26 protein-coding genes are annotated in these 24,376 nt (G+C 64.5%); 13 read left to right on the top strand and 13 right to left on the bottom strand.

Annotated elements, in window-relative coordinates; translation table 11 throughout:
* Positions 1–90: 90 nt before the first annotated feature.
* The 3 genes from MG068_RS13025 to MG068_RS13015 all read right to left on the bottom strand — a co-directional run bounded on the left by MG068_RS13025 (position 91) and on the right by MG068_RS13015 (position 2,854).
* A complete protein-coding gene (locus tag MG068_RS13025) occupies positions 91–507 on the bottom strand; it encodes a hypothetical protein (protein WP_132810401.1) in 417 nt (138 codons plus the stop codon).
* Positions 508–830: 323 nt separating this feature from the next.
* Positions 831–2,180, bottom strand: a complete 1,350-nt coding sequence (locus tag MG068_RS13020; protein WP_032128607.1) for a sensor histidine kinase — start codon at positions 2,178–2,180, stop codon at positions 831–833.
* Positions 2,180–2,854 carry a response regulator transcription factor gene (locus MG068_RS13015; protein WP_032128606.1) on the bottom strand — a complete coding sequence of 225 codons (675 nt, stop codon included), beginning with the start codon at positions 2,852–2,854 and terminating at the stop codon, positions 2,180–2,182. Before MG068_RS13015 ends, MG068_RS13020 begins: the two co-directional genes overlap by 1 nt.
* Positions 2,855–3,062: 208 nt before the next feature.
* On the opposite strand from MG068_RS13015, the gene MG068_RS13010 reads away from it, so the two are divergent.
* On the top strand, positions 3,063–3,344 hold the full coding sequence (locus MG068_RS13010; protein ID WP_012511452.1) for a hypothetical protein: 282 nt from the start codon (positions 3,063–3,065) through the stop codon (positions 3,342–3,344).
* Between the two features lie 56 nt (positions 3,345–3,400).
* Here MG068_RS13010 and MG068_RS13005 read toward each other — a convergent pair whose 3' ends face one another.
* The gene (locus MG068_RS13005; protein WP_132810400.1) at positions 3,401–5,542 is read right to left on the bottom strand and encodes a TonB-dependent siderophore receptor; all 2,142 of its coding nucleotides are present in this window, start codon (positions 5,540–5,542) and stop codon (positions 3,401–3,403) included.
* 73 nt (positions 5,543–5,615) lie between these two features.
* The gene (locus tag MG068_RS13000) at positions 5,616–6,260 is read right to left on the bottom strand and encodes a TetR/AcrR family transcriptional regulator (protein WP_049398239.1); all 645 of its coding nucleotides are present in this window, start codon (positions 6,258–6,260) and stop codon (positions 5,616–5,618) included.
* Between the two features lie 82 nt (positions 6,261–6,342).
* Here MG068_RS13000 and MG068_RS12995 point away from each other — a divergent pair, with 82 nt between their 5' ends.
* Positions 6,343–7,866, top strand: coding sequence for an FAD-dependent monooxygenase (locus MG068_RS12995; protein WP_132810399.1), 1,524 nt, complete (start codon positions 6,343–6,345; stop codon positions 7,864–7,866).
* A gap of 8 nt (positions 7,867–7,874) precedes the next feature.
* Here the strand turns inward: MG068_RS12995 and MG068_RS12990 are convergent, their stop codons facing one another.
* From MG068_RS12990 to MG068_RS12960, 7 genes are all read right to left on the bottom strand, one after another.
* A complete protein-coding gene (locus MG068_RS12990) occupies positions 7,875–9,578 on the bottom strand; it encodes a hybrid sensor histidine kinase/response regulator (RefSeq protein ID WP_049422471.1) in 1,704 nt (567 codons plus the stop codon).
* A 182-nt stretch (positions 9,579–9,760) separates the two neighbouring features.
* Positions 9,761–10,009 (bottom strand): hypothetical protein, encoded by a 249-nt coding sequence (locus MG068_RS12985; protein WP_049422470.1) that lies wholly within the window; start codon positions 10,007–10,009, stop codon positions 9,761–9,763.
* A gap of 98 nt (positions 10,010–10,107) precedes the next feature.
* Entirely contained in the window at positions 10,108–10,353 is a 246-nt protein-coding gene (locus tag MG068_RS12980; protein ID WP_132810398.1) for a hypothetical protein, read from the bottom strand.
* Between the two features lie 125 nt (positions 10,354–10,478).
* The gene (locus tag MG068_RS12975) at positions 10,479–10,748 is read right to left on the bottom strand and encodes a hypothetical protein (RefSeq protein WP_049422469.1); all 270 of its coding nucleotides are present in this window, start codon (positions 10,746–10,748) and stop codon (positions 10,479–10,481) included.
* Between the two features lie 86 nt (positions 10,749–10,834).
* Positions 10,835–11,479 carry a hypothetical protein gene (locus MG068_RS12970; protein ID WP_132810397.1) on the bottom strand — a complete coding sequence of 215 codons (645 nt, stop codon included), beginning with the start codon at positions 11,477–11,479 and terminating at the stop codon, positions 10,835–10,837.
* A gap of 133 nt (positions 11,480–11,612) precedes the next feature.
* Positions 11,613–12,089, bottom strand: a complete 477-nt coding sequence (locus tag MG068_RS12965) for a hypothetical protein (protein ID WP_049398236.1) — start codon at positions 12,087–12,089, stop codon at positions 11,613–11,615.
* Between the two features lie 94 nt (positions 12,090–12,183).
* Positions 12,184–13,422, bottom strand: a complete 1,239-nt coding sequence (locus MG068_RS12960) for an NADH:flavin oxidoreductase/NADH oxidase family protein (RefSeq protein WP_132810396.1) — start codon at positions 13,420–13,422, stop codon at positions 12,184–12,186.
* 89 nt (positions 13,423–13,511) lie between these two features.
* On the opposite strand from MG068_RS12960, the gene MG068_RS12955 reads away from it, so the two are divergent.
* Positions 13,512–13,991, top strand: a complete 480-nt coding sequence (locus tag MG068_RS12955; RefSeq protein ID WP_132810395.1) for a MerR family transcriptional regulator — start codon at positions 13,512–13,514, stop codon at positions 13,989–13,991.
* Between the two features lie 16 nt (positions 13,992–14,007).
* On the opposite strand, the gene MG068_RS12950 is transcribed toward MG068_RS12955, so the two are convergent.
* The gene (locus tag MG068_RS12950) at positions 14,008–15,219 is read right to left on the bottom strand and encodes an MFS transporter (protein ID WP_132810394.1); all 1,212 of its coding nucleotides are present in this window, start codon (positions 15,217–15,219) and stop codon (positions 14,008–14,010) included.
* Positions 15,220–15,454: 235 nt separating this feature from the next.
* On the opposite strand from MG068_RS12950, the gene MG068_RS12945 reads away from it, so the two are divergent.
* The 10 genes from MG068_RS12945 to MG068_RS12900 all read left to right on the top strand — a co-directional run bounded on the left by MG068_RS12945 (position 15,455) and on the right by MG068_RS12900 (position 24,303).
* Positions 15,455–15,712, top strand: coding sequence for a hypothetical protein (locus tag MG068_RS12945; RefSeq protein WP_006374755.1), 258 nt, complete (start codon positions 15,455–15,457; stop codon positions 15,710–15,712).
* 36 nt (positions 15,713–15,748) lie between these two features.
* The gene (locus MG068_RS12940) at positions 15,749–17,428 is read left to right on the top strand and encodes a type IV secretory system conjugative DNA transfer family protein (RefSeq protein WP_132810393.1); all 1,680 of its coding nucleotides are present in this window, start codon (positions 15,749–15,751) and stop codon (positions 17,426–17,428) included.
* Between the two features lie 427 nt (positions 17,429–17,855).
* Positions 17,856–18,302: a hypothetical protein gene (locus MG068_RS12935; protein WP_032129529.1), complete on the top strand. Its 447-nt coding sequence runs from the start codon at positions 17,856–17,858 to the stop codon at positions 18,300–18,302.
* Between the two features lie 89 nt (positions 18,303–18,391).
* Entirely contained in the window at positions 18,392–19,447 is a 1,056-nt protein-coding gene (locus MG068_RS12930; RefSeq protein ID WP_032129528.1) for a VirB8 family type IV secretion system protein, read from the top strand.
* A complete protein-coding gene (locus tag MG068_RS12925; protein ID WP_101765724.1) occupies positions 19,444–20,223 on the top strand; it encodes a TrbG/VirB9 family P-type conjugative transfer protein in 780 nt (259 codons plus the stop codon). Before MG068_RS12930 ends, MG068_RS12925 begins: the two co-directional genes overlap by 4 nt.
* Positions 20,220–21,473 (top strand): TrbI/VirB10 family protein, encoded by a 1,254-nt coding sequence (locus MG068_RS12920; protein WP_132810392.1) that lies wholly within the window; start codon positions 20,220–20,222, stop codon positions 21,471–21,473. The genes MG068_RS12925 and MG068_RS12920 overlap by 4 nt, the downstream gene beginning before the upstream one ends.
* 14 nt (positions 21,474–21,487) lie before the next feature.
* A complete protein-coding gene (virB11, locus tag MG068_RS12915; RefSeq protein ID WP_032976212.1) occupies positions 21,488–22,531 on the top strand; it encodes a P-type DNA transfer ATPase VirB11 in 1,044 nt (347 codons plus the stop codon).
* Positions 22,532–22,534: 3 nt separating this feature from the next.
* The gene (locus MG068_RS21335) at positions 22,535–23,518 is read left to right on the top strand and encodes a lytic transglycosylase domain-containing protein (protein WP_049463037.1); all 984 of its coding nucleotides are present in this window, start codon (positions 22,535–22,537) and stop codon (positions 23,516–23,518) included.
* 73 nt (positions 23,519–23,591) lie between these two features.
* Positions 23,592–24,002, top strand: a complete 411-nt coding sequence (locus tag MG068_RS12905; RefSeq protein WP_010484857.1) for a TrbC/VirB2 family protein — start codon at positions 23,592–23,594, stop codon at positions 24,000–24,002.
* Positions 23,995–24,303 carry a VirB3 family type IV secretion system protein gene (locus tag MG068_RS12900; RefSeq protein WP_080347493.1) on the top strand — a complete coding sequence of 103 codons (309 nt, stop codon included), beginning with the start codon at positions 23,995–23,997 and terminating at the stop codon, positions 24,301–24,303. Before MG068_RS12905 ends, MG068_RS12900 begins: the two co-directional genes overlap by 8 nt.
* Positions 24,304–24,376 lie beyond the last annotated feature (73 nt).

Below are 24,376 nucleotides of genomic sequence, written 5' to 3'. Positions count from 1 at the left end.
AGAAGAGACACACGTCTGGCGTGGCAGACGGGGTTGGCCGTCGAGTCTCGATGCGCTGGGTTGCGTGAACCTTGCGGGGCTATCGCTGTGTCAGCGTGCGGCAAGAAGGGCGAGCAATGCTACGGCGATGAACTGCAGGGCGCTACCGAGAACCAGCATTGCATTGCGCAGCCGGTGACCTGCCAATCGCGCAGCGAAGAGTTGACTCACCGCTCCGGCCAACAACCAGAAGAATGCTGGAACAGGCAGCTTCGCCATCCCTGCACCGATGCTGATCAGCAGCGCGCTGGCAATCATCATCCCGGTGGCATGACCATCCAGGACGCGCAGCAGTGGTGACATCGGGCGCGAGGTTGCCGCGCGCCATGCCGCCAACCCATGCAGCGCGGCATGCACGGCAATGAACAGGAGCACAGCAGCGGCCGCCGCAGCGCTGGCGTGCCTATACGTTGAAGCCACCAGTGCAATGCCGGGCAGCAGCAGGAACAGGGCGCCGAACAGCCGCATCAATACACCTGCGCGCTCGGCTTCGGGAACTTCCCGCAGCCAGAGCGGCCAATGTTCCAGGCCGAGTGCACGGCCAGTGCGCGGGTGGCGATTCCATGCGGCAGCGGTAAGGCCCGGCGAATTCCGCGGTGGCACAGTGCGCGTGGAAGAGGACGGTGGCGGAGCTCCCTGGGTCACATGCAGGCTTCCTGTCAGATCGGAACGCGGTGGCACGGCAGGTGCCACACCCCGATGCTGGGCAGCGAACATTGCCGCAACCTTGCCTGTCCTCGCTACCGGCATCGCATGGACAGGTGCCAGTTACACAGGTGCACGCGGTGTGTTCAGTGCTCCAGCGGTGGCGCGCTGGTCACGCCCGGGTGCAGTGGAAACTCAACACGGATCAATGCACCACCGCCAGGCGCATCCAGAATCGTGACGTGGCCGCCGTGGCGGTCGATCACCTGGCGCACCAGGTTCAACCCCAGTCCTGCGCCTGTCTGCCGTGGCCGCAGCCGCTGGAAGGGTTCGAAAACCCGTTCGCGCTGGTCGACCGGTATGCCGGGGCCGTCGTCCTCGACCTCCAGGCAGCTGCCCTGAACGCGCACGATGATCTGGCGTCCGCCATGTTCGGCAGCATTCAGCACCAGGTTGGAGATTACCCGCTCCACTGCGCCGGTCTCGCCGAACACCGGGAAGTGCGATTCCACCGCCACGGCTACGGTCTTGTCCGACTGGATCAACAGCGGCGCCAGATCGGCGGCCACCCGTTTGGCCACCCGCGCCAGGTTGATGGTTTCCTTCGGCCCGTCTTCGTCCATGCGGTGCAGATCCAGCAACTGCTCTGCCAGCGTCGCCAACCGTGCCACTTCCACGGCCAGGTTGCGCGAGGTGGCGTCGTCGGCCGCATCGACCTTCACCCTCAGAATCGCAATGGGGGTGCGCAGCTCATGCGCGGCGGCGGCGATGAAGCGGCGTTGCCGCTCGTGCCCCTCGTCCAGCCGCTCCAGTGCTTCATTCACCGCCGTCACCAACGGAGCGATCTCCACCGGCACCGCGGTTTCTGTCAGGCGGACACCGCGCCGACTGGCGGAGATGTTGCGGGCTTCCTGGGCGATGCGCTCCACCCCGGCCAGAGCTCGTCTCACGATGATCGGTGTCAGGACGATGGTGGCCAGGCCCAGCAGCAGGAAGATCGGCAGGGTGATGATGTGTGCCGCCAACGCCATCTGCCAGGTCAGCGTATCGGTTTCGCCGTGGGCCATGATGGTCAGCTTGCCGGCCGGCCCGCTGTGCTGGCGGACCACGACGGCCAGGCCATCGCTGCGGTCGCGCCCGCGCAGGTCGCCAAAGGGGATGCCATCCAGTGCGCCAACCAGCGAGGCATAGGCCGGCGGCACAGGCCCGAACGTAACGTGGTGGCCGTGCTCATCCTCGGCGATGAACCATGCACCGGGAACAACCTTCAGCAGTTCGGCCAGTTCCGGCGTGTTCTGCACGTAGAGGTCGCCATTGCGGTCGCGGTGCACCGCGTCGGCCGCCACCGGCGCGAAGGTCTGGATGGTGTAGTAGCCACCGCTGTCGGCACGTATCAGCACCATCAGCAGCGCGAAGAACGCCACCAGCAACGCCAGCAGCTGATAGATCAGCGTCTTGACGATCAACGGGCGCTTCAGCGAGGGACGACGCGCCATTACTTGGCTTCCCGCATCAGATAGCCGACGCCGCGGATGGCGTGTATCTCTACTCCTGCATCGGCATCGGCCAGCTTGCGGCGAAGGCGCGAGACGTGAGAGTCGAGCGTATTGGAATGGATGCCGTCATCGAATCCATACACTGCCATCTCAATCGACTCGCGCAGCACGGTGCGCCCCAGCCGCCGGGCCAACGCGGTCAGCACACGGATCTCGCGGCGCGGCAGCTCAAGCCGTTGCCCGCCCACACTGGCTTCACCCGATGCCGGGTCGAACACCAACCGGCCGATGCTGACCAGTTCCACCTGCATGCCGCTCGGCCGGCGCCCTGCAGCGCGGATGCGGGCGAACAGTTCCTCAAGCGCGAAGGGCTTGGTCAGATAGTCGTCCGCGCCCTCATCCAGGCCGGCGATGCGGTCCGGTAGCTGCCCCAGCGCGCTCAGCACGATGATCGGCACCCCGGGGTTGCGCTCACGCAGCAGGGAAATCAATCCCAGCCCGTCACCGTCGGGCAGGGTGCGGTCCAGCAGCACCAGATCGTGCGAACCGCACAGGGCCGCTTCGCGGGCCAGTGCCAGCGTGTTGGCCAGGTCCACCACGTAGCGCTCGCGCTGCAGGGCGGATTTCAGGGTGGCGGCCAGTTCGGCTTCGTCTTCGATCAGCAGGATGTGCATCGGCAGGGCTTGGGCAGGAAGGGCGTGGCAGGGCGGTCCGGCACGCGCCGGCACCGTATTACAGGAACATTGCGTGAACATGGCGTGCCTTCCCGATCTTCCGCACGGCTGTGGTGACGCAGGAAACACGCTGTCGGCGCAAGGTTCGCGCAATCCAGGCACTCCAGCCTTGGCGCCCACTCGCTGCCCCCCAATCCCTGGAGTACCCATGAAGTTGTTCGTTCCGTTGTTGCTCGTGGCCGCGTTGAGTGGCTGTACCACCGCGAAGATGACCGTTACCCCTGATGGCCGGCGCGGCGTCTCCATCGACTGCAGCGGCTCCAGTTCCTGGAGTGGCTGCTACGAAAAGGCCGGACAGATGTGCCCAGGCGGCTATGTAGTCTTCAGCAAGGATGGCGACGACGGCAACGCCATCGCGGTGGGCAACAAGAACGGCTTCACTTCCACCCAGATGGCCACCCGCTCGATGCTGGTGGCCTGCTCGCACTGACACCCACAGGGGAGGTGGGTTGCCACCTCCCCGTCATCACCGCCCCCAGCCCTGCGTCAGAAGCTGTAAGCGGCCTGCACGTACACCCGCCGCGGCTCACCCGGGAAATGCCCGTTGCGCGCGATGAAACCGCTGGCTGCATATACCTTGTCGAACAGGTTCTTGACGTTGGCCTGGAACTGCCACTGCTTCCATGTGGTCTTCCAGCTCATGTCGAACACGGTGTAAGCCTTGACCGTCTGCCCGTCCAGACTGACGCGCTCACCCACATGGTCAGCACCAAAGCCGATGGCGGAGTTGATCGCCGGAAGGTCATAACGCGTCCACAGCCCCAGCTTGTTGCGCGGCGCATTGGCGAATCGGTCGCCGGAAGCGTTGGTGATGCCATTCGGGCCTGCATCCTTCACCCGCGCATCGTTGTAGGCGTAGGTCAGATTCAGCACCCAGCGCTCGCTGAGGTCGGCCAGCAGATCCAGCTCCATGCCGGTACTGCGCACCAGGCCCAGCGCGGCCAACTGGTTCACGCCACCGATCACTTCGCCGGTGGCCTGCACGATATTGCTGCGGTCGATCCGGTAGGCGGCCATGTTCAAGGTCACACGGTCGGCCAGCAGGGACTTCATGCCCACTTCCCACTGCTTGCTGCGCTCGGCATCGAACGGCCCGCCAGCGGCGGGGTTCTGGTTGGCAGCACTCTGCGGTACGAAGCCGCTGGCCACGTTGGCGTAGACATTCAGGCCCTCGCGCACGGTGAACGTGCTGCCCAGCCGCCAGCTGAGGTCGTTGCCGTCCACGCTGCTGCCGGCAATGCGGTCGTCGTCCTTGAAGCCATCCCAGCGCAACCCGGCCAGCACATGCCAGCGTGTGCCCAGTGCCAGTTCGTCCTGCAGGTAGCCGCCATAGCGCGTGCTGCGGGTGGACGTGCTGCGCCAGGGCAGGGCCGCCAGGTTGTAGTCGTGCCAGGTACTGGCGCCGTACACGGGATTGAACAGGTCGATGCCGCGCACCGGCCCCGCACCACGGGCAAGGTCGGCGCTGTTGGCGGTCTGTGCAGTGAAATCCGCATCCAGCTGGTACACATCGGCACCGAACAACACCTTGTGCTCAACCGCGCCGGTCGTCACCCGCCAGACGGCATTGCCGTTGGCAGTGAATGCTTCGTTGTCGCGGATCTGGTTGCGCAGCTGGCGGGTCATCCACTCGGCCACGCCATCGCGGTCACGATCGATCAGGCCCATCGGCTCGTGGTACATCTGGTGCTCGTTGTTGCTGAACCAGCGAGCGGCGAAGTCCACATCCAGATTGTCGCGTGGTGCGAAGCGGTACTGCGCCAGCGCCACTTTGGCGCGCATGTCGAGGAAGTCGCTGGCCTCGTTGTGGTTCCAGCGGCGATCGGTCAGGAAGGTGCCCGCATCATTCACCGGCACGCCGCGCAGGCGGTTGCCGCCGAGGTTCTGGGTGATGTCGGTGAACTGCAGCACCAGCTCGCCGGTCTGGCCGATGTCGAAGGCCAGCGAGGCGTCGCCGATCACGCTTTCGCTGTCGGTGTTCCAGCGCACGCCCTTTTCACTGTCGGCATACAGCCCGGCGCGATAGCGCACGCTGCCGGAGGCATTCAACGGCCCGGTACCCTCGAACGATCCGGCACGAAAGTTCTTGTCGCCCAGCTGGATCTCGATGTTGCGTCCGGCACTGGCTTTCGGTTTGCGGGTTACATAGTTGATGACGCCGCCTGCATCACCACCGCCATACAGCGCACCTGCCGGTCCCTTCAGCACTTCCACGCGCTCGATGTTGAACAACTGCGGGACCGAGAAACCTGCATATGGGTCGCCGCGCAGGCCGTCATACAGCACGTTCTCCTGGCGGAAGCCGCGCAGGGTCACCCCGGCATAGCTGAAGTAGCTGATGCCGCTGATGCTGCGATAGAGGTCGGTCACCTGACGCGCGGCCTGATCGTCGATCAGTTCACGCGGGATGACCTGGATCGATTGTGGGACCAGCTCCAGCGGTGTATCCGTGCGGGTGCCGACCGCAGCATCGTCCACCCGGTACAGGGTCTGTGCACGTCCGCGAACTTCGACCTTGTCCAGGTCCTTTGGCGCGGCAGTGGAGGGCTCGACAGCATGGGCAAGGGTTGCCAGGGGCAGGGTCAGTGCCAGGCACAAGGCGCGTTTCAGGGGCATTGGAAAAGGCATCGGGAGAGGGGGTGTGTCTGCAAATGAGAAAGATTAGCATTTGCAACACTTCGTGACCTATCCCCCGAATGCGTTATGGACGCGCGCCGGGGTCCGTATACGGGGTGCCCGCCAAGGCCACCAGTACCCCGGTGGCGCCGCGCACGATCAGCTGCAGCATGGCCTCACGCGGGTCCTCGCCCTGCAGTTGGCTTGCCAATCCCTTCTCATAGGCCGCCACCATCGACGCCAGCAGCATGGCCGCGCCCAATCGCGCTTCGGCGTCATGTTCTGGCCGGCCGGCAGCGTCGGCCATCAATCGCGCCAGGTCGTCAGTCAACTGCGCCTGGAGCCGTCGCGCGTGCGCGACCAGTACCGGGCTCTCCGCCACGGTGCCCCAGAAGGCGGCAGCGCCGGCATTGATGCGCAGCAGCGGATGGCCAGCCTCCAGCAATTCGCGCACCAGTGACTGGAAGGCCGCCAGCGGGGTCATGCCGCTGCGCGCCATCATGCCCTCGCGCAGCAGCATGCGCGCCTCCTCATCGCGATCGAACACCAGGTCTTCCTTGCTGGCGAAGTAGTTGAAGACCGTCTTGCGTGAGACGCCCGCGGCTTCGGCGATTTCGGACATGGAGACGGCCTCGAAGCCACGCCGGATGATCAGCTCGGTGGCGACGTCCGAAATCGCTTGTCGGGTCTCGGCCTTGCGTTGTTCGCGACGACCTGGAGGCGGGGTCATGGGCGGTTCACTTGTGGAAACGTACACCAAGTGTAACATTTGACCCGCCAGAGCGCCGACCCGGCGCTCACAAGGATTCCCCATGCTGTACGACGTCGTCATTGCCGGTGCTGGCCCGGTGGGCCTGTTCCTGTCCTGTGAACTGGCCCTGGCCGGGTGTTCAGTGCTGGTGCTGGAACAGGCCAGGTCCGCCGGTTCGCCGTTGAAGCGCTTGCCATTCGGGCTCCGCGGCTTGAACGCCCCTACGCTGGAGGCATTGGATCGGCGCGGCCTGTTGGACGCGGTCGCCGCGACGCAGGTGCTCAAGCCCGACAAGGGCGCGCCGCCGCCCGGCACCGCCCATTGGCTGGCGCAGCCGCGTGCGCTGGGTGGGCACTTCGCGGGTATTCCATTTGCACTGGACGATGTGGACCAGACGCGCTGGAGCTGGCGCCTGCCGACACCGGTGGGCACCCAGATGGCGGTGGAGCTGCAGGCCCTGGAAGCGGTGTTTGCCGAACGTGCGACTGCGCTGGGCGTGCGCATCGAACGCGGGCGTGCGGTACAGGCGGTGGATGCGCACGAGGCGCAGGTTGCCGTGCACACCGGCTCCGGCAGGGTCCACGGCCGCTGGCTGGTCGGTTGTGATGGGGCCCGCAGCACGGTACGCAAACAATCGGGCTTCCTCTTCGCTGGAACCGGGCCAGAGTTCACCGGTTACACGCTGCTGGTCGAACTGGCAGATGGGTGTGTACTCACACCAGGCCGACAGTTCACCGATCACGGGATGTGCAATTTCAACCCGCCAGGCATGCTGGCGCTGGCCGATTTCGATGGTGGCGCCGGCCATCGCACGCCACTGGACCGGCACACCGCGCAAGCGTTGCTGCGGCGGGTGTCTGGCCGCGGGGCAACGATCACTGCATTGCACCTGGCCACGACATGGACCGATGCTGCGCGCCAGGCGACGGCCTATCGCAGCGGACGTGTGCTGTTGGCAGGTGATGCCGCGCACATGCATTCGCCGTTGGGCGGCCAGGGACTGAACCTCGGCATCGGCGATGCGATGAACCTCGGTTGGAAGCTGGCCGCCGTAGCGCGGGGCAAGGCCGATGAGGCGCTGCTGGACAGCTATCACGCGGAACGCCATCCGGTGGGTGCCAAGGTGCTGGACTGGTCGCGCGCGCAGGTTGCGCTGATGCGACCCGGGCCCGGTTCGCGCGCGCTGGCAGCGATCATGGCCGACCTGGCCGGCACCCGCGATGGGGCCACGTATCTGGCCGAGCGGATCTGGGGTGTTTCGCAGCAGCTGGATCTTGACGGAGACCACCCGCTGGTCGGCAGGAGCGCGCCGGACTTCCGGTTGGTCGATGGCCGCCGTCTGGGCGAACTGCTGAGAGCGGGGCAGGGGGCGCTGCTTGTTTTCGACCCGGCCTCTTCGCCGCCGCAGCATGGCCGACGCTGGCAACCTTCCATCGCCTGCGCCGCAGATACCGGGGATGCGGCGTCGGGCCTGGGGGCGTTGCTGGTGCGCCCGGATGGCATCGTTGCCTGGGCCTGTGGCACACGCGGGGATATGTCCGGCCTCGATTCAGCGCTTGCTTCCTGGACCGGTCCGACCCGGTGATCTGCCGGCTAATACGCAGTCACCATCGTCTGCGAGCGACAGCTGGCCTCGGTCATCACCGAGGCCAGCTGCTTCAGTGAGTAGGGCTTGCGCAGCAGCGTGAAACCGTGGCCTGGATCGCGGGCCAGCAGTTCGCTGTAGCCACTGGTGAGGATGATCGGAAGATCGGGCAGGCGGCTGCGGATGGTGCGGGCCAGATCCAGCCCATTGGTCCCGGGCATGACCACGTCGCTGAACACCACGTGGAAACGCGCAGCGTCGCGCTCGAGCTCCGCCAGTGCTTCGTCGGCATTGCGCGCGAGTACGACGTTGTACTCAAGCTCGCGCAGCGCACCGACTGCAAATTCGGCCACATCCACATTGTCTTCCACCACCAGCACGCACAATCCGTGACCATGCAGCAATCCCGGTTGCGCGGTCGGCAGCTCGATGGAGGCGTTTGCCTGCGCCAGCGGCAGATACAGCGTGAAGCGCGTACCGACACCGGCCTGGCTCTGTACGTCCACTTCGCCCTCGGACTGCTTGACGAAGCCGAACACCTGGCTGAGGCCAAGCCCGGTGCCCGCGCCCACTCCCTTGGTGGTGAAGAATGGCTCGAAGATCCGGTCCACCACGGACGGATCGATACCGGAACCGGTGTCGCTGACGCTGATCGCAGCGAAGTTGCCTTTCATCGGCGCCGCGAACCGCACGGAAGGCACCGATGTCAGCTGTTCCACATCGATCGTCACCTTGCCGTGGCCGTCGATGGCGTCGCGCGCGTTCACCGCGATGTTGATCAGTGCGGTGTCGAGCTGGGTCCGGTCCAGCAGCACCGGCAACGGGGCGTCGGGCAGGTTCACCGACACGGAGATGCGTGCACCCAGCACTGTGGTGATGATGTCTGAAAGCGCGCGTATGCTCTCGCAGAGGTCGAATACCTGCGGCGACAGGCTCTGCCTGCGCGAGAACGCCAGAAGCTGGGCGGTCAGGCGAGTGGCGCGGTCAGCGGCGGTTTCGATCGCCTGTACATAGCGCAGGCGCGCATCTTCGGCCGGCCAGGTATGCAGCAGCATGTCTACGGAGCCGGTGATGACCTGCAGCAGATTGTTGAAGTCGTGGGCAACGCCGCCGGTCAGCTGGCCGATGGCCTCCAGCTTCTGCGACTGCCGCAGCTGTTCGCGGGCGCGTACCAGTTCAAGATGGGCCTCGCGTGCCTGCTCGGTGATGGCCGCTACCTGGCGGGTGTGCCGGTCGCGTTCGATCACCCGTTCGGTCTGCTCGCTGACCATGCAGATGATGCCGGCCACGCCTCCGCAACCGGCACGCAGCGGCGAGTAGGAGAACGTCCAGAATGTCTCGCGCAACGTGCCATCACGGTCCATCATCAACGGCATGTTCTTGAAACTGCGGCTCGTGCCGCCGAAGGCGTCGTTGACAGCATCGACGACGTCGGCCCAGACGTCCGCCCAGACGTCTTCCAATCGGCTGCCCATGGCGCCGTGCAGCTTGCCGCCCAGCATCGGCAGGTAGGCATCGTTGAAAAAGAACGCCTTGTTGTCGCGGCCCCATGCGATCCACAGCGGCTCCGGAGAATCCAGGATCATCGCCAGCAGAGCGCGAAGTTCGGGAGGCGTGTTGATCGCGTCGGTGGAACGGGCCCAGTCGCTGTCCTGCAGCAGTCGGTAGGCGAGTTGATCGGGTGCCGAGACAGGAAGGGGGAAGGGATGCATGGCCGTGCGCGAAGAAAGGTGCCGCAGCTTAGCCGAGGTGATGTCATTGCGCCCTGCACAGCTCCTTTGCCCTGGCTGTCATCGGCCCTGCGCGGCGGACGAGATGGCTCACGGGGCGCCCTCTGACTGCACCATCATCCCTGCGCCAACAGCCTGCGTCGTGGCACCGTCGTATTGCAGCCTCAGACACCCAGAAGCGAATTCACCTGCCAATCGGCAACCCGCGCATGGCTCACCGCCTGATGACTGCCGCATCCGTCGCAGCGGAACAAGGCGCCGCCCGGCAGCTGGACCAGATTGTCTTCGTTGGCCGAGCGGGTTTCAGAGCAATGCCGGCAGATGACAGTGAGCGCCGTAATGCGCTCCACCCCGCCAGACAGGTCGAACACAGCTTCAAAGGCATGGATGACAGGGTGACCAGTGGCCGGCATCGGGAAAGTCGTCGTGATGGGGAGGCCTTATCCTGCCCCCCCCGATCGTGACGGGCTGGTCATCCGCATGCATTGGAACGATCAAGATGCCCGGCGGCTCAGAGATCCTTCTTCTTGCCGCTCAGGTCGATCGGCCTGTCACTGCCCTTGCGCTCGCTCGACCACACTTCCATGCTCTTGTTGCAGCGGCTCTCGCGGGCAGCCACTTCGGGCGGCAGGTCCTTCAGATGCGGCGACTCCTCGCAGGCCTGGTGCATGTTGCTGTCGTCATACGTGGCACAGGCGCTGAGCGGGGCCAGGGCAAAGGCGGTGAGGGAGGCGCGAAGCAGGCGCTGCAGGATCATGGGGAGGTCTCGGGTGGTGCCGGGCTGGCCATGGAATTCAAATCCGTGACACCGGGCGCAGACAATCCGACCAATCGCACTTGTTATTCTGTAACAGATGCGCGATAGTCCGGCGCCTGCTGCTGTCAGGCGACGCAGATCATCAGCATCATGCTCAGCGCCAGCATCAGCACGAATACGCGCCGGCTGAGCGCAAGGCAGGCCAGGCAGGCGGCCAGTGCCCAGGCAGCCAGCAGCGCACAGGCCAGCAGCCACAGCCCGATCACAATCAAGGATCCGGTCGCCAGCGCCGACAACGCGATGGCCTTGTACAGAGCCACGCCCAACACGCTGCCGAGCACTCCCGCCTGCAGGGCAATGGCATCGTGATGTGCGGGGGCAGGCGCGTGAAGCATGGTGGCTGGATGGTTCCAAGCGTGAGCGGCGCGCGTACTGTGCCCGAATGCACATCCACGCCATGTGTACTTCGCCGACGACGTAATCAGTGACGGCGGCGCGATAGCAATAGCCCAATGCCCACCACGGGCACGATTCCAAGCATCGGTGCTTTGTACAACGGCCAGCCCTGCAGTACGCCCGTGATCACCAGTGCCGCCGTCGCCAGCAACAGGACCGCACCCCAAGCGCGTGCGGGCCAGGCACCGAAGAAGTGGCGACGTTGCGGAGCGGCGGCAGCATTGGCGGGCCGCTTCGCGAGAGCCTCTGCCAGCGCGTCCCGGAAGGTTGAGAATTCATGCGTCGATGCCCGTGTGCGCTGGAGCAGCACGCTCGGTCCATCGATCAGGGTCAGATCAACATGATCGTCCAGGTTGTAGGACCGGATCTGCTTGAACGGGAGAGGAGCACGGTGCTGGAATACCAGACGATCATGTTCCAGTGCCACCCGGTCCCGTCGAGGGGGATAGACAGCGAAGGCGAGGATCAACGCCGACAGCGTGAAAACCGCTGCCGCACCCAGTGCGGTGAGAAGTCCAAGTTCGGGTGCGCGGGCGAACAGGAGTATTGCCAGTGGTACGGCCCCGATGGCAAACATGGCGTACTGGTGATAGCGCCTGAAGATGCGCACTTCACTGTCGATCTTCCGGGGCCGGGCGGGGAGGCGGGAGTGGGCGATGGGTAACTTCATGGACTGTGTTCGATCACGGCTTTCCGGCAAGAGAGGGTCGCGTCGCGTTGCAATGAAGTCCATGCAACTATTTCGAATCCACCCGTGCTGGACCTCTGTGTGAGTCCTCGTGCGCCTTCGCCCACGCATCTGCTCAGTCGAACTCACCCTCGGCCGATTCCAGCCGTTGCCGGTAGGCAGCGCGGTGCTGATACAGGCGCTGGCATTCGGCCGACCTGTGGATGCGGCTGCCGGGTTCGTTGGCTACCGAGTCGCACATCCGCGCAATATGATTGTTCTCTGCCAGCTCGGTGACGAAGAACACGGCGGTGATGCCGGTACCGAGCAGCACCACGTAGAGCAGGCGGCTGAGCCAGCGTGACAGCTTGCGCTCGAAGTGCTGCTGGATGGTCAGGTCGAAGCGGATGATGCTGAGCACAATCCAGATGATCGCGACCAGGAAGCAGAGCGTGGGCAACAGGCCGCGCCAGAGCCCGGCCTCGTAGACCGATTCGTTGTAATGGACGGCAGCCCCGGCACCTGCGATGGCGATCGCCAGCGCCCAGTTACGGCCCAGCGAGAGCAGGTCATCGAGCAGCTTCTCCCGGTTCCTGGTCGATCCTGCTGCCACGTGGGTTCCGTCTCCATGCTGCGACCGGCGGCGGAACTGCCGCCGATCCTGCAGATGGTGGAGCATCGCTGCGGCGATGAGAAGACCGCGCGGCTCAGTGTGCGAGGGCGCGGGCGCCGATCCAGCGCCGGTAGCGGCGGGTCCGACACTTTGCGGCCGCCTGTGCCAGCAGCAGGGCCCATACCGGTGAAATCGTGGGTGCGGTGGGGCGGCGCCGGCTCAACCGGCCCAGCTGATACTTCACTGCGGCCATGTGCGCACTGGCCGCCAGCGGCTTGCTGCGCCAGTTGATGTTGCGCAGTGTCGGCACCGGATCGCGGCCCTGCTGCCAGTGCTGCGGCAGATCCGGCTCGATCGCCAGCGCCGTGGCGATGCCGACCATGGCCACGCCGCTGGCCAACACCTGCTCTGCCACTTCGCGGCGGCGGATGCCGCCGGTGACCATCAGCGGCATCGTTGCCACCGTGGCGATCTCGCGCGCGAATTCGAGGAAGTACGCTTCGCGGGCCACGCTGCGATCGTCGCGTGCGGCGCCGGTCATGGCCGGTGCTTCATAGCTGCCGCCGGACAGCTCGACCAGATCCACACCGAGGGGGGCCAGCATCTCCACCACGGCGCGCGCATCCTCGGGCGAGAAACCGCCGCGCTGGAAATCGGCGGAATTGAGCTTCACCGCCACCACGAACGTGGGCGCCACCGCCGCGCGTACACCCTGCACGATCTCCAGCAGCAGGCGCGCACGGTTTTCCAGGCTGCCACCCCAGTGGTCTTCGCGCCGGTTCGACAACGGCGACAGGAACTGGCTGAGCAGGTAGCCGTGCGCGGCATGGATCTCCACCCCGCTGAAACCGGCGCGCTCGGCCAGTTCGGCACTGCGGATGAAGCGCGCGATCACCGAGTCGATGTCGTCCTCGGTCATCGCCTTCGGCGGTGCGAACTGCTTGGACAGCGCGCCCATCTGCAATGCAACGGCCGACGGCGCGAGCGCGGGTTGACCGAGTGCGGCCGGCATCTGCCGCCCCGGGTGATTGATCTGCATCCACATCTGCGCACCCCGCGAGCGGGCAGTGTCCGCCCAGGCAGTGAAGCGGTCGAGGTGGCGGTCATCCTCCAGTACCACGCCGCCGGGCCCAGTCATGGCGCGCCCATCGACCATCACGTTGCCGGTGATGATCAGTCCGGCGCCGCCGTCGGCCCAGCGCTGGTACAACTGCAGCAGCGCTTCGGAGGGAGCGTGGTCGGCGTCGGCCATGTTTTCCTCCATCGCCGCCTTGGCGATGCGGTTGCGGATGACGGCACCGGAGGGTAGTGCCAGGGGCGAGAACAGCGACATCGGACAGCTCCAGGACAGGGGAATGGGGCTACGCTAACCTTCAAGTTTGATTGAAGGTCAACAGGCTTCCATGTCGAGGATTCAGGCAGATGAAGATCGGTGAGCTGGCCCGCCGCACGGGCCTGGCAGCGTCGCGCATCCGCTTCTACGAAGAGGCCGGGTTGTTGGTGGTCCAGCGCCAGGCCAACGGCTACCGCGATTATCCGGAGCAGGCGGTGCTGCTGCTGGAACTGATCACCGGTGCGCAGCGCGCCGGTTTCAGCCTGGAAGAAATCCGCGCGCTGTTGCCGCCGGACATGGGCCAATGGCAGCACGAGGCACTGATCACGATGCTGCAGCAGAAGGTGGCCGACATCGAAGCGCTGCAGTTGCGGCTGGCAGAGAGCCGTGCGCACCTGCTGGCCCTGATCGAAGATATCCAGGCGCGGCCGGAGGGCATCGATTGCGCGGCCAATTCCCGGCGGGTGCTGGACCGCGTGAAGCGCGGTGAGCTGGCGCGGCCGACGCTGGCGGCCGGCGACGTGGCGATGCTGCGACCGGATCGCCGCCGCCGCATGGGCAACGGCTGACGACCCGGCGCGGTGTTCAGTGGCTGCCTGTGACGGTGATCTTGCGCTTCTTGTCCACCATCACCGCCACGCACCACAGCAGCAGGCCGCCGATCGCGGTGGCTGCACCGACGTAGCCAGTGCTGGCCGGGTTGAAGCCGGCGCTGATCGCCATGCCGCCCAGCCACGGGCCGAGCGCGTTAGCGGTATTGAAGGCGGCATGGTTGGAGGCGGCAGCCAGGGTCTGGGCTTCGCCGGCCACGTCCATCAGGCGCGTCTGCAGCACTGCCGCCAGCGCACCCATGGTGCCGACGGTGATGATCATCGGGCCGATGGTCCACACCGATTGCGCGGCCAGCGGATACAGCAGCAGCATCACGATCGACCACAGCAGCACCACCGCAGCGGCCTTGAAGTGGAACTTGTCGACCAGCCAGCCACCGGCGATGTTGCCGATGATCGCGCCGATGCCGAACACGCCCACGGCCAGTGGCATCCACGATTCGGCCACGCCGGTGACCTGCACCAGCGTCGGCGCGAGGTAAGTGAACACGCAGAACATGCCGGCGAAACCGACCGCGCCGATCGCCAGCGCCAGCCACACCTGGGGGGTGTTGAAGGCACGCAGTTCGCGCATCGGCGAGGTGCGCACCTCGTCCGGGTCCGGCAGCAGGAAGCGCGCGATCATCGCCACGGTGGCGATGGCCAGCACGCTGACCAGGGCAAAGGCGGTGCGCCAGCTCAGCTGCTGGCCCAGCCAGGTGGTCAGCGGATTGCCGACCAGGATCGCGATCGACAGGCCCAGCAACACGCGCGACATCGCCTGGCCGCGCTGGCCGGCAGGGCTGATCGCGGCGGCCACCAGCATCGCCACGCCGAAGTAGGCGCCATGCGGCAGGCCGGCGACGAAACGCGCAATGAGCATCGTGCCGTAGTTCGGGGCCAGGGCGCTGGCCAGGTTGCCGACGGCGTAGAAGCCCATCAGCGCCAGCAGCAGCTTGCGGCGCGGGAAGCTGGCGCCGACGAAGGCGAGGATCGGCGCACCGACGACCACGCCGATGGCATAGGCGCTGATCAGGTGGCCGACCTGGGTTTCGGAGATCGACAGGCCACGGCTGATCTCCAGCATCAGGCCCATGCTGGCGAACTCGCTGGTACCGATGGCGAAGCCGCCCAGGGACAGGGCAAGGATGATCAGGGTGCGCTGACGGGGCGTCAGCCGCGCAGCCAGGGAAGAGTTGGGGCTCATGCGGGGGCGCGATGGGGGCGGGGAGCCGTGCATTGTACTGCTGCACCGCAACAGCAGCAGCCATGCTGAGGGTAAATCAGCGTTTGATCCGTGGGGTTGCGGCAAGCCGGGCACGGGCTCGGTACGAAAGCAGGTTCGGCGCATTGTTGTCGGCGTCCTGCATGTAATGACGACATGGACGTCGGCATGATGCGAAACACAGGGGCTGCGGAGTGCTGGAACAAGGAGGATGTCGATGCAGGAATTCAGGCATGTGCTGGAGACGCGCGGCCGCTATCAGCTGGTAGCGGTGTCCTACGCGCCGGTGTACGCTCCGGGCGATGTGGTCGGCCATGCGGTCGTCGCCGACGATGGGGATCGTCTGACCGACCTGATGTCGCTGGCCGAAGCGCGCCAACGCCTGCAGGCACTGGTGCGTGAAGAGGGCGAAGAGCCCGGGCTGGAGAACGAAAACCACCTGCGGAAGAAGGCGTCGCGCTGGCGCCGCCGCTAGGCCGTCGCGCCCTTGTGCGCATCATGGAGGATCCGGGTGTTGCCCAGTAAGAAGTATCTGCTCATCGCCATCATCACGCTGGCGACCCTGCTGCTTGGTTTCGTGTTTTCCGGTTACCTGACCCTGCTGTTGCTGGGGCTGGACACCAAGCTGTTCACCTGGAACACCTACTACCAGTACTTCAACGCGCTGGGCCAGCCTCAGGTCGCGCCGTTCGTGGGCAAGATCAAGTGGGCCGGCTATCTCGGCTTCGGCCTGCCGCTGCTGGTGCTGCTGGTGACCGGCCTGGTGCTGCTACTGAAGAAGGACAAGCGCTCGTTGCACGGCGACGCGCGCTTTGCCACCGGCGCCGACCTGTCCAAGCACGGCATGTTCAAGAAGACCGGCCAGAGCATCGTGGTTGGCAGCCATGGCGGCAAGCTGGTGCGGCTGGACGGCCAGCAGTTCGTGATCCTTGCAGCGCCTACCCGTTCAGGCAAGGGCGTGGGCGTCGTCATCCCGAACCTGCTGGAGTACGGCGAATCGCTGGTGGTGCTGGACATCAAGCAGGAGAACTTCGACCTGACCAGTGGCTGGCGTGCCAGCCAAGGGCAGGAGATCTACCTGTTCAATCCCTTCGCTGAAGATCGGCGCACGCACCGCTGGAACCCGCTCAGCTATGTGTCCGATGACCCGGCGTTCCGTGTCTCGGACCTGATGAGCATCGCCGCGATGCTGTATCCGGATGGTGCCGAGGACCAGAAGTTCTGGGTCAGCCAGGCGCGCAATGCGTTCATGGCCTTCACCCTGTATCTGTTCGAGAACTGGGATGACGAGCGCAGCAGCGGATTCCCGGGCGGCTCGGGCACGCCGACGCTGGGCGCTGTCTACCGGTTGTCATCGGGCGACGGCACAGACCTGAAGAAGTACCTCAAGGCCTTGTCGGAGCGGTCATTCCTCAGTGGCAACGCACGTTCGGCATTCGCCAACATGCTGTCCCAGGCCGATGAGACCTTCGCCTCGATCCTGGGCACCTTCAAGGAGCCGCTCAATCCCTGGATCAACCCGGTGCTGGACAAGGCCACCAGCAGCAACGACTTCCTGCTGACCGACGTGCGCAGGAAGAAGATGACCATCTACATCGGCATCCAGCCCAACAAGCTGGCCGAGAGCCGATTGATCATCAACCTGTTCTTCAGCCAGCTGATCAACCTCAACACCAAGGAACTGCCCAAGTCCAACCCGGACCTGAAGTACCAGTGCCTGCTGTTGATGGACGAATTCACCTCGATCGGCAAGGTCGAGATCATCGCCTCGGCGGTGTCCTACATGGCCGGTTACAACATCCGCCTGCTGCCGATCATCCAGAGCATGTCCCAGCTTGATGCCACCTACGGCCGGGAAGTGTCACGCACGATCATCACCAACCACGCACTGCAGATCCTGTACGCGCCGCGCGAGCAGCAGGACGCCAACGACTACTCGGACATGCTGGGCTACACCACCGTCCGCAAGAAGAACGTCACCCATGCCCGTGAGAAGACCCACAACTTCACCGAAGAGCGGCGTGCACTGATGCTGCCGCAGGAGCTGAAGGCGATGGGGCCGGACAAGGAAGTATTCCTCTACGAGGGCATACCGCATCCGGTGAAGTGCGACAAGATCCGCTATTACAAGGATCGCTATTTCACATCGCGGCTGCTGCCGAAGGTCGACGTTCCGATGCTTAACGTCTAATTCACGTCGCTAAATTTGTGACGTAGATTCATATTCACCGACGTGAAACCGTGAGCTGAGTCAAAAATTCGGCATCTGTTCATAGATTTTCAGACTTGTCTGACATGGAATTGACGCGTGGTTGTGTAACTCTGTGTGCGTCATCCAGAAGTGTGTGCTGGATGCCAAAAGTTGTAACGCAGGGTGGCCAGGAGTTTGTGCCATGGAAACAAGGATGGTTTCGACGTTGGTGAGGGTGTGCGGGTGTGTCGTCGGCAACGTCTGGCGGCCCCGCGACCTGGTTGGCAGCTTTCGGGCTGCAGGGGAGCCGGGGCAGGTGTGCTGCATGCCAGCGCGTCTCCCCGATTCCGGCGTGCGCCATGCAGCGCCGGACGGCCAGGGAACCAACGCTCGGGACTGCTTTTTCGTACGTCAAAGTGAAGCCCGTATGAATCAGGCGTTTATCGCGAAAATCTCCATCGCCGCAGTCGCGGCGCTGATGGTGGCAGGGTGTGCCACCAAGTCCGCCCCCGATTTCGGTGGGCGCTGGAAGCCGGTCAACCGCTTTGCCGTGGCGACGACCGAGATCCCGCTGTATTCCAGCTACGTCTACCAGGCCTCGCCGATGGATGGCACGCTCAAAGCCATGCTCGAGCGCTGGGCCAAGGATTCCGGACGAACACTGGACTACCGCCTCAGCTCGGACTTCACGCTGTATGGCGCGGTCTCGAAGATCGACACCACCAATGCGCAGCAGGCCGTGATCGATCTGACTTCGGCGTATTCGGCGCAAGGCATCTCCGTCTCCATTGTTGGCAACCAGATCGTTGTGCAGAGCGCAGGCTCGACGCCCACCGCGTCGGCGCAGGGCGCTGATTCCAACAGCGGCACCTGAGTCCACCTCGAAACCATCGAACGTGCCGCTCCCCGCGCCTGTCGCAGGGGCTCCATGCCCATTGATGTTTCAGCAGTACGGAAGAATCCATGTTCCGCAAGAAGGATCCCGGCAACAGTCCCAAGGTCGAGCAGTCGGTCGCCAAGGCGGTCAGCTACGAGATCACCGTGGCCGACATGGCGCGTCGCAGCGAGCGCCGTGCCTGGTGGGTCGCCACGGGCTCGTTGCTGATGTCGCTCGCACTGGCGGGCGGCTACTACTACATGCTGCCGCTGAAGGAGAAGGTGCCGTTCCTGGTGATGGCCGATGCGTACACGGGTACCGCGACGGTCGCACGCCTGAGCGGGACCTTCCAGGGCGAGACGATTACCAGCAACGAAGCGATCAATCGCAGCAATGTGGCCCAGTACGTACTGGCGCGCGAGTCGTACGACTCGGCGGTGATGGGCCTGCGCGATTGGGAACTGGTGTTCGTGATGTCCACCGATCCGGTGGCGCAGTCCATGCGCGTGCGCTATGCCGGCAACAACCCGCAGAACCCGTTCGTGATGTATGGCCGCGAGCGTGCCATCCGGGTCAAGATCCTCAGCATCACGCCGCTGGGCGCCGAAGCGAACGGCAGCTTCCGCGGCGCTTCGGTGCGCATCCAGCGCAGCCTGCTGGACAAGCGCACTGGCGTTGCCACCTACCTGGACAACCAGCTGGTGACGATGCGCTTCGGCTACAACCAGAACCTCGCGCTGTCCGAGCAGGATCGCATCCTCAATCCGCTGGCCTTCCAGGTCACCGAGTATCGCGTCGACAACGACTATTCCCGTGGCGTCCCGGTGCCGGATGACGGCGCCATGCAGGCGCAGGCGCAGCAGGCTGCACAGGCCGCGCAGCAGGCCCAGGGTGTCTACGATCCCAACAACCCGGCCGCGGCCACGATGATCGATCCGGCCACCGGCCAGCCGGTCGCCGTCCCGGCCAATGGCCCGACGCCGGGCCAGCCGATGCCGGGTCAGCCCGTACAGGGGCAGCCCATGCCGGGTCAGCCGGTGCAGGGGCAAGCAATGCCGGGGCAGGCCATGCCCGGACAGCCGGCCATGAGGCCGGCGCAGAACAATTCCACCGGAACTGCTGATGGAGCAAGCAACCGATGAGTAGTCGAAATATCAGGGGAAGCGCGCTGGCGCTGCTGTCGATGTTGTCGCTGTTGTTTTCAGCAGCGGCGATGGCGCAGGCGGTGGACCATTACGAGTACGAGAAGGACCGCATCTATCCGGTTCGCACCGGTCTGGGCCTGACCACCCAGATCGAACTGAGCCCGAACGAGAAGATCCTCGACTACAGCACCGGCTTCAGCAGCGGCTGGGAGCTGACCCGTCGTGAGAACGTGTTCTACATCAAGCCGAAGAACGTCGACGTGGACACCAACATGATGGTGCGCACCGAGACTCATTCCTACATTTTCGAGCTGAAGGTGGTGGCCACCGACTGGCGCCAGCTGGAACAGGCCCGTCGTGCAGGAGTGCAGTACAAGATCGCCTTCGTCTATCCGAACGACACCGTGTTCGGCGTCGCCCAGGAAGCGGTCGAAGAAGAGGCCAAGCCATTGTTGAGCTCTGAACTGGCCAAGGACCGCCAGTACAACTTCAACTACTCCTATTCGACCAGCAAGGCGAAGAAGATGGGATGGCTGATCCCGGTCAACGCCTATGACGATGGTCGTTTCACCTATCTGAAACTGCCGAATTCGCCGGAGTACAAGACCGGCATCTTCCCGGCGGTTTTCGGTCGCGAAACGGAATACGGTGAAGACTTCGTGGTCAACACCACGGTTGAAGGCAATACGCTGATCGTGCACGGGACGCACCCGTACCTGGTCATCCGCCACGGCGACTTCGTCGTCGGCCTGCGAAGGAACGTGAAGAAATGAGCCAGCAGAACACTCCCGGAAACGACCCGAACAACGGACGCGACGAGAGCCAGAGCCCGTATGGCGCACAGGGTGCCCCGGACGCGCCGTCGAATCCCTACTTCGGCACGGCCCAGGCCGAGCCAGCGCCGGACCTTGATGCGGCCGCGCCGCAGCTGCGCTCGGCCGAAGAGCAGCGGTTGAATCGCAAGGCCCTGCTGTTCCTCGGCGGCATCGTGCTGCTGCTGATGGCAATGGGCTTCCTGCTGTTCCGCAAGGGCCAGGATAGTGATGACGCCGTGCAGAAGGTGCCGGATGTCGCACGTGCCAGCACGCCGACATTGCCGGACGTTGCGCCGCCTCCGCAGGCGCCGCCGACTGCCGCCGAACCGATTCCCATGCTTCCGCCGATGCCACAGGACGAAGGTCCGAAGCTGGTGCCCATCGCATCCCGGCCGGAAGCCATGGGACCCCGTGAGCCGACGCTGGTCGAGCGCCGGATGGCTGGCGTGGATGATGCCGCGCTTGCGGCAGGCAATCGCCCGCAACCGCAGCGCAGTGCGCTCGACGAACAGACCCGCCAGGCGCTGCTTGCGAACATGATGCCCAACCAGCAGGGGCAGCAGAAGATCCGCCGTGGGCCGGATGTGGAAGACGTTTCCAGTGCCACCTACATCCAGAGCCCCGATGCGCTGCTGGTGCGCGGCACCTACCTGCGGTGCGTGCTGGAAACCCGCATCATCACCGATCTGGCCGGCTACACGTCGTGCCTGCTGACCGAGCCGGTGTACTCGATCAACGGTCGCAACCTGCTGCTGCCCAAGGGCTCCAAGATCTATGGCGCCTACGGCGGTGGTCCGATCGGCAAGCGCGTGGAAGTGATCTGGGATCGCATCACCACCCCCAATGGCATCGATGTTGCGATGTCCAGCCCGGGCGTGGATCAGCTGGGCGGCGCCGGTCATCCGGGCCAGTACAGCGCGCACTGGGGCAGCCGTATCGCCTCGGCGCTGATGATCAGCCTGATTTCCGATGCCTTCAAGTACGCGGCTGCCGAACACGGTCCGGAGACGACCACCATCGCCAACAACGGCATGACGGTGCAGTCGCCCTATGAGAGTGCTACCGCACGCACGATGGAGCGCCTGGCCAACGAGGCACTCAGCAGCAACCGTCGTCCGCCGACAGTCACCATCAACCAGGGCACGATCGTGAACGTCTACGTCGCCAAGGACGTCGACTTCACCAACGTGCTCCACCCCCGCCGGTAACCCAACGAACGATCATGGACGCCGAAGTGTCACCCCTCGCCCTCGTCTCCAGCGATTTCCTGCGCTATCAGTACGAAGTGCTGGGCATCGCCGAGTACATGACTTCCCCGGAAGTGACGGAAATCTGCATCAACCGTCCCGGTGAGCTGTACCTGGAAACCCGGGCGGGGTGGCAGCGGGTAGACGTGCCGAGCCTGACCTTCGAGCGGGCCCGGCAGTTCTGCACGGCCGTCGTCAATGAGAGCAATACCGGCCAGCGCATCACCGATGCTGATCCGGTCGTCTCGCTGACCTTCCCGACCGGGCAGCGTGCGCAGTTCGTAATTCCGCCTGCCTGCGATGCCGGCAAGGTTTCGATCACTATCCGCCTGCCGTCCAAGCACACCAAGTCGCTCACCCAGTACCACGAGGATGGTTTCTTCAACCAGATTCTGGAACAGGATGGCAGTCTGAGCGAGCAGGATCGCGAGCTGCTGGAGCTGCGCCAGCAGCGCGAGTACGCCGAGTTCTTCCGGCGTGCGGTCATGTACCGCAAGAACATCGTCGTATCCGGTGCGACCGGTAGCGGCAAGACCACCTTCATGAAAGCGCTGGTCAATCATATCCCGGACAGCGAGCGCCTGGTCACGATCGAGGATGCGCGCGAGCTGTTTCTGACCCAACCCAATGTGGTGCACCTGCTGTACTCCAAGGGGGGGCAGAGCACCAGCAATGTCAGCGCAAAGAGCTGCATGGAAGCCTGCCTGCGCATGAAGCCCGAGCGCATCATCCTCGCCGAGCTGCGCGGTGACGAGGCGTTCTACTTCATCCGCAACTGCGCATCGGGCCATCCGGGCTCGATCACCAGTTGCCATGCCGGCAGCCCGGAGCAGACCTGGGATCAGCTGGCGCTGATGGTCAAGGCCTCGACCGAAGGTTCGGGCCTGGAATTCAACGTGATCAAGCGACTGCTGATGATGACCATCGACATCGTCGTGCATATCAAGGCGCACGCAGGCTCGCGCTATATCACCGGTATTGATTTCAATCCTGGGCGTGCCCAGGGGCAGGAGGGCTGACCAATGCTGCCAGGACTGGAAATGATGGCGTGCCCGGAAATGGCCGTCTCGATGGACGTGATGCAGCACGTCATCAACGTGGAATCGTCGCGCAACCCTTACGCCATCGGCGTGGTCGGCGGTGCCTTGGTGCGCCAGCCCAAGGCCCTGGACGAGGCGCTGGCCACCGTTCGCATGCTGGAGGAGAAGGGTTACAACTTCTCCATTGGCCTGGCCCAGGTCAATCGCTACAACCTCGGCAAGTACGGTCTGGATTCCTACGAGAAGGCCTTCCAGCAGTGCCCGAACCTGCAGGCCGGTTCGCGCATCCTCGCCGAGTGCTACAAGCGCTCCGGTGGTGACTGGGGCAAGTCGTTCAGCTGCTACTACTCGGGCAATTTCGAGACCGGCTTCCGTCATGGTTATGTGCAGAAGGTCTATGACTCGATGCGCCGTGGGCAGCAGCTTGCCAGCAATGGTGTTGCACCGATCGACGTGGTGAGTCGCGGCGAACGCCGCAGCGTGAAGGTCGAGCATCACCCGCAGCTCGCTTCGCCGGCGCAGGCGCGCATCGTTGCGCAGGCGAGTGGCCCGGTGTACGTGCCGTCGGAAGATCCGGCACGTGCGTATGTCGTGTATCCGTCCACCGGTGCAATGGCGCGGGGCAGCCTGCTGAACATCGCCGACCAGGCGCTTTCCAAAGTGGTACTGGGCTCGGTGGATCGGATGATGCAGCCGCAGGCGCAGCCCACCCAAGGGGCCGCCTATCCGCAGCAACAGGCCGGTGGCCTGCCTCAGCAGCTGCCTCAGCAGGGTCCGGCGCAGACAATGGCCATGCCGCAGCAGTTGCCGGGCGCTGCCAGCGCCGGCAGCGAGGGGCCCGTGATGCTGCGGCCCTGGAGCGAGCGCAACCAGCCTGTGGCCGGTGGCGAAAATTCATTCAATGCACCGGTGCAGGCTGCGCCGTTGCAGCAGATTCCCGCAGGGGATGCGGCCTTCGTGTTCTGACGAAGTCGTGGTGCGGCCAGTCCCCCGGCTGGTCGATTCAGTTGTGTTAGTCCATCAACAAGGAAATCAATCCATGAAGCGATCCAATCTCGACCTCGTCCAGGCCCAGCGCACGCTGAAGACCCTGCTGATGGCCACGATCTTCGTTGGCGCACTGTTCGCCCCGCAGGTGTTCGCTACCAACACCGACTTCGGCGGCACCGACAAGAAGGTCTGCGGTTTCTTCTCCAACATCAACGGCCTGCTGAACATGGCCTCGATCGCCGTGGTGACCATTGCGGTGATCTTCGCCGGCTACCAGATCGCTTTTGCTCACAAGCGCATCAGCGACGTCGCGCCGATCCTGATCGGTGGCGTGCTGATCGGTGCCGCCGGCCAGATCGCGCGCATGCTGCTGGGTGAAGGCAGCGACGGCAAGTGCGGTGCTGGCACCAGCACGACCTACTACCTGATCAACAACGCGATTCAGTACTACAGTGCATAAGAACGTCCTGTTCCGCGGTTGCACGCGCCCAGCGATGTTCCTGGGCGTGCCTTATCTGCCATTTTTCATGGTGGCAGGCGGGCTGTTGCTGCTCAGTGTGTACACGAACTTCTGGTTCCTGCTCACCATCCCGGTGGCGATCTTCATCATGCGGCACATGGCCAAGCGTGACGAAATGATCTTCCGCCTGCTGGGCCTGCGACTGATGTTCAAGCTGAAGGTGCGCAACGTGCCGGAACACGATGGCATGTGGGTGTTCAACCCCAATCACTACCGCAACAAGCCGGCCCGAATGGATTGAGGTCCGGATCCGGCCTGGCGGGCGTCCGCGCTCGCCAGGTCTCTTGAAACTCCTTGGCAGTACCTCTTTGGAA

Source organism: Stenotrophomonas sp. ASS1 (genome assembly GCF_004346925.1).
Taxonomy (GTDB): domain Bacteria; phylum Pseudomonadota; class Gammaproteobacteria; order Xanthomonadales; family Xanthomonadaceae; genus Stenotrophomonas; species Stenotrophomonas maltophilia_A.
Note: the sequence above shows the minus strand (reverse complement) of the source record. Positions and strands in the feature narration are given on the sequence as shown.